Source organism: Mycobacterium sp. NPDC050041 (assembly GCF_049541695.1).
Taxonomy (GTDB): Bacteria; Actinomycetota; Actinomycetes; order Mycobacteriales; family Mycobacteriaceae; genus Mycobacterium.
Map to the genome: position 1 here is coordinate 1,028,039 of NZ_JBMVDG010000002.1, position 11,914 is coordinate 1,039,952.

At 69.9% G+C, this 11,914-nt stretch carries 12 protein-coding genes; 11 read left to right on the top strand and 1 reads right to left on the bottom strand.

Annotated features, from left to right (window positions below):
* Positions 1-46 precede the first annotated feature (46 nt).
* The 3 genes from ACPCHZ_RS10395 to ACPCHZ_RS10405 all read left to right on the top strand — a co-directional run bounded on the left by ACPCHZ_RS10395 (position 47) and on the right by ACPCHZ_RS10405 (position 2,419).
* Positions 47-1,402 carry a hypothetical protein gene (locus ACPCHZ_RS10395; protein ID WP_423484634.1) on the top strand — a complete coding sequence of 452 codons (1,356 nt, stop codon included), beginning with the start codon at positions 47-49 and terminating at the stop codon, positions 1,400-1,402.
* A 115-nt stretch (positions 1,403-1,517) separates the two neighbouring features.
* Positions 1,518-1,928, top strand: a complete 411-nt coding sequence (locus tag ACPCHZ_RS10400; RefSeq protein ID WP_423484635.1) for a hypothetical protein — start codon at positions 1,518-1,520, stop codon at positions 1,926-1,928.
* A 92-nt stretch (positions 1,929-2,020) separates the two neighbouring features.
* On the top strand, positions 2,021-2,419 hold the full coding sequence (locus tag ACPCHZ_RS10405) for a hypothetical protein (RefSeq protein ID WP_364974567.1): 399 nt from the start codon (positions 2,021-2,023) through the stop codon (positions 2,417-2,419).
* A gap of 66 nt (positions 2,420-2,485) precedes the next feature.
* Here ACPCHZ_RS10405 and coaA read toward each other — a convergent pair whose 3' ends face one another.
* On the bottom strand, positions 2,486-3,424 hold the full coding sequence (coaA, locus tag ACPCHZ_RS10410) for a type I pantothenate kinase (RefSeq protein ID WP_264012781.1): 939 nt from the start codon (positions 3,422-3,424) through the stop codon (positions 2,486-2,488).
* Positions 3,425-3,481: 57 nt separating this feature from the next.
* On the opposite strand from coaA, the gene ACPCHZ_RS10415 reads away from it, so the two are divergent.
* The 8 genes from ACPCHZ_RS10415 to ACPCHZ_RS10450 all read left to right on the top strand — a co-directional run bounded on the left by ACPCHZ_RS10415 (position 3,482) and on the right by ACPCHZ_RS10450 (position 11,823).
* Complete coding sequence (locus ACPCHZ_RS10415; RefSeq protein ID WP_423484636.1) at positions 3,482-4,684, top strand: DUF885 domain-containing protein; 1,203 nt, start codon at positions 3,482-3,484, stop codon at positions 4,682-4,684.
* A gap of 67 nt (positions 4,685-4,751) precedes the next feature.
* Positions 4,752-5,159, top strand: a complete 408-nt coding sequence (locus tag ACPCHZ_RS10420) for a hypothetical protein (protein ID WP_423484637.1) — start codon at positions 4,752-4,754, stop codon at positions 5,157-5,159.
* Between the two features lie 52 nt (positions 5,160-5,211).
* On the top strand, positions 5,212-6,684 hold the full coding sequence (locus tag ACPCHZ_RS10425; RefSeq protein ID WP_423484638.1) for a glycine hydroxymethyltransferase: 1,473 nt from the start codon (positions 5,212-5,214) through the stop codon (positions 6,682-6,684).
* 59 nt (positions 6,685-6,743) lie between these two features.
* Entirely contained in the window at positions 6,744-7,571 is an 828-nt protein-coding gene (locus tag ACPCHZ_RS10430; protein WP_423484639.1) for an acyl-ACP desaturase, read from the top strand.
* A 189-nt stretch (positions 7,572-7,760) separates the two neighbouring features.
* Complete coding sequence (locus tag ACPCHZ_RS10435) at positions 7,761-9,074, top strand: PhoH family protein (protein WP_364974550.1); 1,314 nt, start codon at positions 7,761-7,763, stop codon at positions 9,072-9,074.
* Positions 9,075-9,146: 72 nt separating this feature from the next.
* Positions 9,147-10,109: an oxygenase MpaB family protein gene (locus tag ACPCHZ_RS10440; protein WP_423484640.1), complete on the top strand. Its 963-nt coding sequence runs from the start codon at positions 9,147-9,149 to the stop codon at positions 10,107-10,109.
* Between the two features lie 13 nt (positions 10,110-10,122).
* On the top strand, positions 10,123-10,710 hold the full coding sequence (locus ACPCHZ_RS10445) for a TetR/AcrR family transcriptional regulator (protein WP_423484641.1): 588 nt from the start codon (positions 10,123-10,125) through the stop codon (positions 10,708-10,710).
* 36 nt (positions 10,711-10,746) lie between these two features.
* Positions 10,747-11,823 (top strand): NAD-dependent epimerase/dehydratase family protein, encoded by a 1,077-nt coding sequence (locus ACPCHZ_RS10450; protein ID WP_423484642.1) that lies wholly within the window; start codon positions 10,747-10,749, stop codon positions 11,821-11,823.
* Positions 11,824-11,914: the final 91 nt, after the last annotated feature.

Here is an 11,914-nt window from a genome sequence, read left to right on the forward strand (position 1 = left end):
GATCTGCTCTTCGCGCGGGCGCTCATCGCCATGACACACTGATCACATGGCTGCGCTGTCGGCAGTGGTCTTCTCGCTGAGCTGGTGGCTGGGTCTTTACCTGCTCGCCCGCGACCCCCGCAAGCCGGTTCTCGTGCTCGCCGCCCTCGGCCTCACCAGCTTCGCCGTCGTCGTCGCCCTCGACGCCGTCCGCGTCGTCACCGGATCTGAACTGCTCGGCCGCATCGAGATCTACCTCGTCGCCCTTCCCGGCATCGCTTGGTTCGCCGTCGTTGTCGAGCTGTCCCGCCCGATCGAGACCTGGCGCGGCCGCGCCGGTGAACTCGCCGCCGTCACCGTCATCGCCGCGCTCGCCCTCGTCGGCGCCGATCTGGCCGACTCCGTGGACGGGCCCCTGAACTCCGGCCACTGGATGATGTTCGCCGTCGTCAGCGTGTCCTCGCTGGGGGCGATGATCCGGGCTGTCCTTCAGGGCGTCCGGCCCGTCCCGGTCGTCGGCTTCCTCGTCATCGCCACGCTCTTCTTCGCACTCGGCAACGCGATCCTCATCATCCCGCTCGGCCTGGTGCCCAGCTGGCTCGCGCTCGCGTCCACCGGCTTCGACGTCGCCCTGCTCGGCATCGCCGTCGCCATCTGGGACGCCTTCGACGAGGGCCAGGCGCTGCGCGCCGACATGCTGCGCTCCTTTGCGGCCACCGCCGTGGTCGCGTTCCTGTTCGGCGGCCAGGCCCTGGTCGGCCTCGCCGCCACCGACGGCGCCGCCACCGCGCTGACCGTCCTGCTGTTCACCAGCCTCGCCATCGCCATCTCCATCAACGTGCTGGCCGACCCGCTCGCAGGCGTGCTCGACCGCCTCGCCTTCTCCCGCTCACCCGCGCTGCGCGCCGACCGCGCCGCGCTGCGCCGCACCGAGGCCGCGCTGCCCTTGCGATCGGCCAACCCGCTCGACGACGTCGACGACGACACCTTCGCCCGCCTCACCCGCCGCGCACTCGGCCACTACGGCGACCTGTCCAAGCTCGTCGCCAGCCCGCTCACCGCGCTGCCCGTCATCGACGAGCGGCTCGCCGCCCGCGGCGCACCCGACCAGCCGATCGAACGGGCCAACGAACTGCGCGCTCTGCTGGCCGACCGCATCGCCGCCCTGAAACCCCGTGACGGCGGCGATTTCGGCACCACCGAACACTGGCGGCACTACAACTCGCTGTACTTCCCCTACGTCGTGGGCGTGCGCGCCTACGCCCAGAACGCCACCGCGTCAGGGCTGGATCCGGTCGCCCGCAAGGCGTGGCAGTGGTTCGTCACCGAGGTCCCGCAACGCTCTTTACACAACTGGCAGAACGCGGCGGCCCGCGTCATCGCCGCCGATCTGCGCGGCACCCTCGTCACCGCGGACGACTGACAACCCGCTGACCTGCGGTTGGCAGCGCCTGGCAGTAGCAGGCGTCGATCTGGCAGTGCCTCGGAAGCAACATCGGTGGTGTTCCACCCCGAACCTCAACGCCGAGGAGCCCGCAATGGCCACCATCACCCACCGACCACTCTCCGATTCCACCGACTCGCTACTGCGCTTCGCGCTCCGCGCCGACGCCACCCTCACCGGCGTCGCCGGACTGCTCATCGCCGTCACCGCCGGCCCGACGGCCTCGATCACCGGACTCACCGGCGCGCAGACCTACGGCCTCGGCGCCGCCCTGGTGTTCTACGGCCTGATCGTCTACGCGCTCGCCGCAATGGAGTCGCTGCGCGGCGTCGGCATCGGTGTCGCCATCGCCAACGTGGCGTGCACCGTCGCCGCCATCGCCGTGGTGGCCGCGGGCACGCTCTCGCTCACCCAGGCCGGGGTCGCCGTCAGCTTCGCGATGGCCCTCTACACCGCCTTCTTCGGCGGACTGCAGTACCTCGGAGTGCGCCGCCTCTCGGCGTGACTCCCTCCCCGCCGGTGCGGGGCGCCGCCGCAAGAGGTTACGGCGCGCCGCCCCGCACCGGTCTTCACCCGATGACCCTGAAAGGACCTGACATGACCGCAGTCTCGACCACCACGTCCGACTCCCTGCTCCGCTTCGCCATGCGCGCCGACGCCATCCCGGTCGGCGTCGTCGGCATCGTCTTCGCCGCCGCCGCGCAGCCACTGTCCCCGGTTCTGGGCCTGCCCGTCGCTGCCGCGTACGGGCTGGCCGCCTTCTTCATCGCCTGGGGCGTCATCGTCACCTGGCTGGCCTCGCGACCCGCGGTCCGCGCCGCAGGCATCGGCGCCGCGATCGCCAACGTCATCTGCACCGTCGGGGCGGTGGCCGTGGTGTTGACCGACGTGTGGCCGCTCACGACACTCGGCGTGGTGATGATGCTCGCCAGTGGCGTCTACACCGCGGTGTTCGCCGAACTGCAGTACGTCGGCGTCAAGCGCATCGCGGCCTGATTCGCCCGGCTTCGGCGCGCTCCCGTTCGCTCACCGAACGCGAGGGCGCCGAAATCGCTGTGTCGGTCAGAGCTTGCGCAGCCGGAGCCGGTTGATCTTGTGGTCGGCGTCCTTGCGCAGCACCAGCGTCGCCCGCGGCCTCGTCGGCAGGATGTTCTCGATCAGGTTGGGGCGGTTGATCGAATGCCAGATGTCGCGGGCGGCGAACACCGCCTGCTCGTCGGTCAGCGTCGAATAGTGGTGGAAGTGCGACTTCGGATCGGCGAAGGCGCCGGCCCGCATGTTCAGGAATCGCGAGATGTACCAGCCCTCGATGTCCTCGATGCGGGCGTCGACGTAGACCGAGAAGTCGAACAGGTCCGACACCATCAGCGCGGGGCCGGTCTGCAACACGTTGAGGCCCTCGAGGATCAAGATGTCGGGGTGGCGGATCAACTGCTTCTCGCCCGGCACGATGTCGTAGATCAGGTGGGAGTACACCGGCGCACACGCCTCGTCGGCGCCGGCCTTCACCGCCGTCACGAACCGCATCAGACCCCTGCGGTCGTAGCTCTCCGGAAATCCCTTGCGGTGCATCAGGTTCCGCCGGTGCAGTTCGGCGTTGGGATACAGGAACCCGTCGGTGGTGACCAGGTCGACGCGGGCGTGGTTGCCCCAGCGGGCCAATAGCGCCTGCAGCACGCGCGCGGTGGTCGACTTGCCGACGGCCACACTGCCCGCGACGCCGATCACGAACGGCACCGGCCGGTCCGGATTCTGCTGCGGCTCGCCGAGGAATTCCGCGGTGGTGGCGAACAGTCGCTGCCGGGCGGCGACCTGCAGATGGATCAGCCGGGCAAGTGGCAGGTAGACCTCTTCGACCTCGAGCAGGTCGAGCTTCTCGCCGAGGCCGCGCAGCTGCGCGACTTCCTGTTCCGTCAGCTTCAACGGCGTCGACATGCGCAAGTCGCGCCATTGACCCCGGTCGAATTCCACATACGGACTCGGCTCGCTCAGCCGCGGCATGGGGCCAGTCTTGCAGCACGCGCGCGACCCGGCAGAGCCTGGGTAGCGTTGACGGCCATGGAGGCCGACACGCTCATCCGTGAGTACCTGCTGCTGGGGCTGCGCTTCGACCGCATCGAGGACGGCTACGTCGACTCGTTCACCGGCGATCCGGCGCTGCGCCGCGCCGTCGCCGACGAGCCCCCACCGGACCCCGCCGAGCTCGCGCGCCAGGCCCGACGGCTGCTCGCCGAGGTGCCGCAGAGCGGGGGACTGGAGCAGGCCCGCGCCGACTACCTGGCCGCCCACCTTCGTGCCCTCGACTGCGCGGGCCGCAAGTTCGCCGGCGAGCAGGTCGGATTCGTCGACGAGGTCGAGGCCTACTTCGACGTGCGCATCGGCAAGGGCGACCCGGAACGCTACGAGGCCGCCCACGCCAAGCTCGAGGAGGCGCTGCCCGGCGACGGCCCGCTGGCAGCCCGCGTGCATGCCCACCGCACCGCCAACGAGGTCCCGCCGGAGCGGCTCGAGGAGTGCATCCACGCGTTCTCCAGCGCGCTGCGCGACCGTGTGCGCGCCGACTTCCCGCTGCCCGACGCCGAGACCATCAACTACGAGGTGGTCACCGACAAGCCGTGGTCGGGCTTCAACTACTACCTCGGCAACTACACCTCGACCGTCGCGGTGAACGCCGACCTGAAACAGCAGATGGCGAACCTGCCGCGACTCGTCGCGCACGAGTCCTACCCGGGCCACCACACCGAGCACTGCCGCAAGGAGGCCGGGCTGGTCGAGGGTCAGGGCCAGGCCGAGCAGACGATCTTCCTGGTGAACACCCCGCAGTGCCTGATGGCCGAGGGGCTGGCCGATCTGGCGCTGCACGCGGCGATCGGGCCGGGCTGGGGCGCGTGGGCGTCCGAGATCTACGCCGATCTGGGGCTGCGGTTCGACGGTCACCGGGCCGAGGCGGTGTCGGAGGCGACGGCCGCGCTGGCCGACGTCCGGCAGGACGCCGCACTGATGCTGCACGACGAGCACCGCGACGTCGACGTCGTCGTCGACTTCCTGCGGCGGTGGCTGCTCGTCGACGACAAGCGCGCGCGGCAGACGCTGCGGTTCCTGTCGTCACCGCTGTGGCGCGCCTACACGTCGACCTACGTGGAGGGCTACCGCCTGCTGCGGGGCTGGCTGGATGCCCGTCCTGCCGACGTCAGCCTCACCCAGCGGTTCGGCCGGCTGCTCGACGAGCCGCTGATCCCGTCGTCGCTGCGCGCCGCCTGAGATGTCGGCACTGCGCCGAGACATCCCGGCGTTTGTGATTCCGGTCAACATTCTGTTGCTGGTCTGGATGGTGATCGGCCGGGGGCTGTTCGTCCCGCTCGGCTGGATGGTGGTGTTCGGCGTACTCGCATCCCCGGTGCTCGTGATCTGTCTGGGGATCACCAGCCTGATGATGCGACGGCCGCCCGGCCGTGAGCTCACCGCTGTGCAGGCGTGGGCGCAGATCGCCATGTGGGCGGCGATGTTCGGCTTCGGGCTCACCTGCGTCGACGGGGGAGACAGCGGCACTACCGGGTCGGTGCTCACGACGTTCTTCGGCGATGGCTCGGGGGTCGAGACGCTCAGCGGTCTGCTCTGGTACGGCTGCATCGCGGCGGGGATCGTGGCGTGGTTCGTGTTGCTGATCACGCTGAGCAGGCGGCCCGCCGCCACACCGCTGCCGCAGCAGCCGTATCCCTACCCGCCAACCCCGTGACGGGCGGGTGGCCGGTACCGGACTGACAGCCCGCCCGACTACCCTCGACAGCATGACTGCAGATCCTCTGACCTCGTCGGCAGCTCCCGGGGCCGAGTACGCCGAGACCGCCAGCGCGGCCTACCGTTCGGCGCTCGAGGTCATCGAATCGGTCGAGCCCCGCATCGCGGCGGCCACCCGTCAGGAACTCGCCGACCAGCGCGACTCGCTGAAGCTGATCGCCAGTGAGAACTACGCGTCGCCGGCCGTGCTGTTGACGATGGGCACCTGGCTGTCGGACAAGTACGCCGAGGGCACGATCGGCCACCGCTTCTACGCGGCCTGCCAGAACGTCGACACCGTCGAGTCCATCGCCGCCGAACACGCCCGCGAACTGTTCGGCGCGCCCTACGCCTACGTCCAGCCGCACTCCGGCATCGACGCCAACCTGGTGGCGTTCTGGGCGATCCTCGCCACCCGCATCGAGGCCCCGGGGCTGGCCGAGCTCGGCGCCAAGCACGTCAACGACCTGTCCGAGGACGACTGGGAGAGCCTGCGCAACAAGCTCGGCAACCAGCGGCTTCTCGGCATGTCGCTCGACACCGGCGGCCACCTCACCCACGGCTTCCGGCCGAACATCTCCGGCAAGATGTTCCACCAGCGCAGCTACGGCACCGACCCGCAGACCGGCCTGATCGACTACTCCGCCGTGGCCGCCGCGGCCCGCGAGTTCAAGCCGCTGATCCTGGTCGCCGGTTACTCCGCCTACCCGCGTCGGGTGAACTTCGCGAAGATGCGCGAGATCGCCGACGAGGTCGGCGCGACCCTGCTGGTCGACATGGCGCACTTCGCCGGCCTGGTCGCCGGCAAGGTGTTCACCGGAGACGAGGATCCGGTGCCGCACGCCCACGTCACCACCACCACGACGCACAAGTCGCTGCGCGGGCCGCGCGGCGGCATGGTGATGGCCACCGAGGAGTACGCGCCCGCTGTCGACAAGGGCTGCCCGATGGTGCTCGGCGGGCCGCTCAGCCACGTGATGGCGGCCAAGGCCGTCGCGCTGGCCGAGGCGCGCCGCCCGGAATTCCAGACGTACGCGCAGAACGTCGCCGACAACGCCAAGTCGCTCGCCGAGGGCTTCCTCAAGCGCGGTGCGAACCTGGTCACCGGCGGCACCGACAACCACATCGTGCTACTGGACGTGCAGTCGTTCGGGCTCACCGGCCGGCAGGCGGAGTCGGCGCTGCTCGACGCGGGCATCGTCACCAACCGCAACTCCATCCCGAACGACCCGAACGGCGCCTGGTACTCGAGCGGTATCCGGTTCGGCACACCGGCCCTGACCACGCGCGGCTTCGGCGCCGATGAGTTCGACCGGGTCGCCGAGCTGGTGGTCGAGGTGCTCAACAACACCACGCCCACGCAGGCGTCGTCCGGTCCGTCGAAGGCCAAGTACACGATCACCGAGGGCACGGCCGCGCGAGTGCACGAGGCCTCGTCCGACATGCTGGCGGCCAACCCGCTGTACCCGGGCCTGACGCTCTAGCCGCGACGCGCGGACGTGGGAATTTTACGATTCCCACAGGATTGGGTTAATGTAACCCCATGGCACAGATACCTGTCCCTAACGCGTTCCTGCTGGAGCTGGAGCCCGTGGTCAGCCAGGAGTTCCGTCGGCACATCGACACCGAGGACGTCTGGTACGGACACGATTACGTGCCGTTCGACCAGGGTGAGAACTTCGCCTTCCTCGGCGGCCGCGACTGGGATCCGTCACAGGTCACGCTGCCCAAGCAGGTGACCGACGCGGTCGAGATCCTGCTCATCACCAAGGACAATCTCGCCGGATACCACCGCGAGATGGTGTTCAACTTCATCCTGCAGGACAAGTGGGGACGCTGGATCGGCCGCTGGACCGCCGAGGAGCACCTGCACGCCGTCGCGCTGCGCAACTACCTGGTGGTGACCCGCGAGGTCGACCCGACCGCCAACGAGGACGTGCGCGTCGAGCACGTGATGAAGGGCTACCGCGCCGAGGGCCACTCCCAGATCGAGACGCTGGTGTTCATGTCGCTCTTCGAGCGGGCGCACGCGGTGTTCACCCGCAACCTCGAGGCGCAGATCGACGAGCCGGTGCTCAAGGGTCTGATCGGCCGCATCGCCGCCGACGAGGAACGCCACGAGAAGTTCTTCTCGAACCTGGTCGCCTACTGCCTGGGGTCCATGCGCGACGAGACCATCCCCGCGATCGTGCGCATCGCCGGCGAGATGGGTGTCGTCGGCGGTGACATCGACGCCTACCAGGACAAGCTGGCGCGGGTGGCCGAGGCGGGCATCTTCGACGAGGCGACCCTGCGCAAGGTCATCGCCGACCGCATCGCGGCCTGGGGTGTGGCCGACGAGCCGGGCCTCGCGGAGTTCACCCAGGCGTAACCCGGCGGGCCCTCGACACGCGGCGCGCCGAAAGGCACGGATGCCGTTGCGGGAGTAGCGTCGCAGTCGATGGCTAGCGACATGCTCTGCTATCCGGGCGGTACCCGATGAGAGGGCCGGCCCCGGTCCTGGGACCGCAGTGTCCGCCGAGAGGTTCGTGCGGGGCCGCGCGGACTCGAGGAGCGCCACGTGACTGATTCCTCCATCCGGACCTACGTGCTCGACACGTCCGTTCTGCTGTCCGATCCGTGGGCGGCGACGCGATTCGCCGAGCATGAAGTGGTCGTCCCGCTGATCGTGATCAGCGAACTGGAGGCCAAACGCCATCACCATGAGCTGGGCTGGTTCGCCCGCCAGGCGCTGCGGATGTTCGACGACCTCCGGCTGGAACACGGACGCCTCGATCTGCCCATTCCGGTTGGGACGCAGGGCGGCACGCTGCACATCGAGCTCAACCACAGCGATCCGGCGGTGCTGCCCGCGGGCTTCCGCACCGACAGCAACGACTCCCGGATCCTGACCTGCGCGGCGAACCTCGCCGCGGAGGGCAAGCGAGTCACCTTGGTGACCAAGGACATTCCGCTGCGGGTGAAGGCGGGCGCGGTGGGTCTTGCCGCCGACGAGTACCACGCCCAGGACGTCGTCACCTCCGGGTGGACCGGGATGACCGAGGTGGACGTCAGCGCCGAGGAGATCGACACGCTCTTCGCGGAGAGCGAGATCGACCTGGAGGCTGCGCGAGACCTGCCGTGCCACACCGGTATTCGGTTGATCGGCGGCAGCTCGAGCGCACTCGGGCGGGTCAACGCGGCCAAGCGGGTGCAGCTGGTGCGCGGTGACCGTGAGGTGTTCGGGCTGCGTGGCCGCTCCGCCGAACAGCGCGTCGCGCTCGACCTGCTGCTCGACGAGTCGGTGGGCATCGTGTCGCTGGGCGGCAAGGCGGGCACCGGCAAGTCGGCGCTGGCGCTGTGCGCGGGCCTGGAAGCGGTGCTGGAGCGGCGGACTCAGCGCAAGGTCGTGGTGTTCCGCCCGCTCTACGCCGTCGGCGGGCAGGACCTCGGCTACCTGCCGGGCAGCGAGAGCGAGAAGATGGGCCCGTGGGCTCAGGCCGTCTTCGACACACTCGAAGGCCTCGCCAGCCCCGCGGTGCTGGAGGAGGTGCTCTCGCGCGGCATGCTCGAGGTGCTGCCGCTGACCCACATCCGCGGCCGTTCGCTGCACGACTCGTTCGTGATCGTCGACGAGGCACAGTCGCTGGAGCGCAACGTGCTGCTGACGGTGCTGTCCCGCCTCGGCGCGGGATCGCGGGTGGTACTCACCCACGACGTCGCCCAGCGCGACAATCTGCGCGTCGGCCGCCACGACGGCGTCGCCGCGGTGATCGAGAAGCTCAAGGGTCACCCGCTGTTCGCCCACATCACGCTGCTGCGCAGCGAGCGTTCGCCGATCGCGGCGCTGGTCACCGAGATGCTCGAGGAGTTCAGCCCCGGCGCCCTGCCCTGAGCGGGGCGCAGAAGCCTTGACACGTTGACACAAAAGCATAGTCTTTGTGTCAACGGGTCGAGGGGAGTCGTCATGACCGAGGCAGTGGCAGCGCGCGTGCACGGCGCGGCGGAGGACGCGACGGTCCGGCCGTGGGTGATGCGGCAGTTCCGCAGGCACAGCGGCAGCGTGCTGACCGGCTTCTTCGGCGCGGCGGCCTTCGACGAAGTCGCGCTGGTGCCGGTCGCCGCGGCCGTCGACCGGACCGGCCGCTTCGAGCGCAACTTCACCGATCGCGGTGTGCGTAGCGGATTCTCGGCGCTGCTGGCGATCTGGGGCGACCCCGCCGACCGGGCAGCCGAAGGCGAGCGCCTCAAGACGATGCACCGCGAGGTGCGTGGCCGCGGCAAGGGCGAGTTCGCCGACACCCGCTACAGCGCGCTCAACCCCGACCTCTGGAACTGGATCGCGGTCAGCGGCATCTTCATCACCCTGCACTCGTTCACCCCCGCCACCGGCATCACGCCGAACCCGGCCGAACGCGAAGCCGCGTACCAACAGCTCCTCGAGGCGTTCAAGTCCATCGAACTGCCCGGCAAGGCCGCCAGGCTGCCCGGCACCTACGCCGACGCGGTCAGCTACTACGACCACATGGTGGAGACCGAACTCGCGGCCAACCCGTTCCTCGACCGCGTCGTCGACAACCTCACCCGGTTGCCGCTGCCGACCCTGCTGCTCTCGCCGCCGCTGCGCGCCGGGCTGGCGCCGCTGTGGGCGGCCGTGCGGCCGGTCGCCGGGCGCGTGATCAAGGTGTGCTCGTTCGGCATCATGCATCCCGGCGTGCGCGAGCTCACCGGCTTCGACTGGCAGTCCCGCCATGACGCCGAGTTCGCGGTGTACACCCGGGTGCTGCAACTGATCTGGCGCACCCTGCCCGACCGGCTGCTGCTGATCCCGCTGGCCTACAACCGGCTGCAATACGAGAAGCTGGTCCGGCTGCACCGCTCGGTGTCGCTCGACTCCTTCGGGCCGCCGAGCGGATGCCCCGTCGGGTGACACACTGGTAGCGATGGCCCGTTCGCGCAGCACCGCCACACCCTCGGAGCAGGAGGACGCGATCCTCAAGGCCGCCGCGGAAGAGGTCGCGCTCGTCGGCATCGGCCGCGCCAGCATGGACGTCGTCGCCCGACAGGCCGGTGTCAGCCGCAGCACGCTGTACCGGCGCTTCCCGAGCCGCGACCTGCTGATCACCGAACTCGGCAGGCGCACGTTCGAGGCCGCGATGGTCCGGCTGCGCACGGTGGGCATCGACTCCGGGCCCAAAGACGTTGCGGTCGCCGCGTTCTGCGAAGGGCTGCGGCTGATGAGCACCGAACCGGTGATCCAGCGATTCCTGCAGCCCGACGCGGAGATGACGTCGGTGGCCGGCGTCTACGCAGAGGCCGTCACGTTCCTCACCAGTGCGTCGACCGCGATGGCCAAGGCGCTGCGCGCGTCGGGCGCCACCATGCCGGACGCCGACCTGCAGGCCGTCGCCGAGCTGCACATCCGGCTGGCCTGCTCGCTGGCGCAGGTGCCGACGCCCAGCCTCGACATCCGCGACGACGACGCCGTCCGCGCCTACGCCCAGCGATTCCTGGTGCCCCTGGTCTGGTGAGGGGTTGAGCCGCGCCGCGTCGGGTATGGCACGACCATGGCTACACGCATCGTGATCACCGGTGCCAGCGGCAACGTCGGCACCGCCCTGCTGACCGCCCTCGCCGAAGCCGGCGGCTACGACGTCACCGGCGTCGCCCGCAGGCGGCCGCCCGACTCGGGCATCTACCGCTCGGCGACGTGGCACCAGGTCGACCTCGCCGAGCGGGACGCCACGCTCAAGTTGCAGCCGATCGTCAAGGACGCCGACTGCGTGGTGCACCTGGCGTGGGGCTTCCAGCCGACCCGCAACATCGAGTACCTCGAGGCCCTCGGCGTGGGCGGCACCCGGGCGGTGCTGACCGCCGCGGACGCCGCCGGAGTCGGCCACCTGCTGCACATGTCGTCGGTCGGCACCTACGCGCCCGGCCGCTACGGCCAGTACGTCGACGAGTCGTGGTCCACCGCCGGCGTTCCGTCGTCGGCCTACAGCAGGCACAAGTCCGCCGCGGAGAAGCTGCTCGACGGCTACGAGGGGCACAACCCCGACGGCCTCACCATCACTCGGATGCGGCCCGGCTTCATCGTGCAGCGCAACGCCGCCGGCGGACTGCGCCGCTACTCGCTGCCCGCATTCATCGAGCCGAGCTGGCTGCGGTTCCTGCCCGTGCTGCCGCTCGACCGCTCGCTGGTGGTGCCGATCGTGCACGCCTCCGATGTCGCCGCCGCGTTCGTCGCCGCAATCGACCGGCGGGCAGCAGGCCCGTTCAACCTGATGGCCGAACCGCCGGTGCGGCGCGACGACGTCGCCGAGGCGCTGGGCGCCAAGCCGGTTCATGTCCCGTCGGGCCTGCTGCGCAGCGCTGTCGCCCTGAGCTGGCGCGCCCGGCTGCAGCCGATCGACGAGGGCTGGCTCGACCTGTCGTTCACCGTGCCGCTGCTCGACACCACCCGCGCGCAGACCGAACTGGACTGGACACCGCGCTACTCCTCGGCCGAGGCGATGGCCGATATGGGCGACGGCTTCCTGCACGGCGGGCAGACGGAGAGCCCGGTGCTGGAGTACCGGTCGATGCTGGCCAATCTGCGGCGCGACCTGACCCGCGGCCCGATCACCGACCGCCGCGTCCCCTAGACGGTATGGGGGGCTGGGGCCTCGCTCACATGTGAACGTGGGTTGCCGACAGGAAGTGGGTCCTGGCCGGTAGAGCCACAGATGTGGGAGG

What these genes read in the sequence shown, in the direction of transcription:
- ACPCHZ_RS10405 (WP_364974567.1), top strand. Translation starts at nt 2,021, where the DNA reads ATGACCGCAGTCTCGACCACCACGTCCGACTCCCTGCTCCGCTTCGCC.
- ACPCHZ_RS10400 (WP_423484635.1), top strand. Translation starts at nt 1,518, where the DNA reads ATGGCCACCATCACCCACCGACCACTCTCCGATTCCACCGACTCGCTA.
- ACPCHZ_RS10450 (WP_423484642.1), top strand. Translation starts at nt 10,747, where the DNA reads ATGGCTACACGCATCGTGATCACCGGTGCCAGCGGCAACGTCGGCACC.
- ACPCHZ_RS10430 (WP_423484639.1), top strand. Translation starts at nt 6,744, where the DNA reads ATGGCACAGATACCTGTCCCTAACGCGTTCCTGCTGGAGCTGGAGCCC.
- ACPCHZ_RS10440 (WP_423484640.1), top strand. Translation starts at nt 9,147, where the DNA reads ATGACCGAGGCAGTGGCAGCGCGCGTGCACGGCGCGGCGGAGGACGCG.
- coaA (WP_264012781.1), bottom strand. Translation starts at nt 3,424, where the DNA reads ATGCCGCGGCTGAGCGAGCCGAGTCCGTATGTGGAATTCGACCGGGGT.
- ACPCHZ_RS10425 (WP_423484638.1), top strand. Translation starts at nt 5,212, where the DNA reads ATGACTGCAGATCCTCTGACCTCGTCGGCAGCTCCCGGGGCCGAGTAC.
- ACPCHZ_RS10445 (WP_423484641.1), top strand. Translation starts at nt 10,123, where the DNA reads ATGGCCCGTTCGCGCAGCACCGCCACACCCTCGGAGCAGGAGGACGCG.
- ACPCHZ_RS10415 (WP_423484636.1), top strand. Translation starts at nt 3,482, where the DNA reads ATGGAGGCCGACACGCTCATCCGTGAGTACCTGCTGCTGGGGCTGCGC.
- ACPCHZ_RS10420 (WP_423484637.1), top strand. Translation starts at nt 4,752, where the DNA reads ATGGTGATCGGCCGGGGGCTGTTCGTCCCGCTCGGCTGGATGGTGGTG.
- ACPCHZ_RS10395 (WP_423484634.1), top strand. Translation starts at nt 47, where the DNA reads ATGGCTGCGCTGTCGGCAGTGGTCTTCTCGCTGAGCTGGTGGCTGGGT.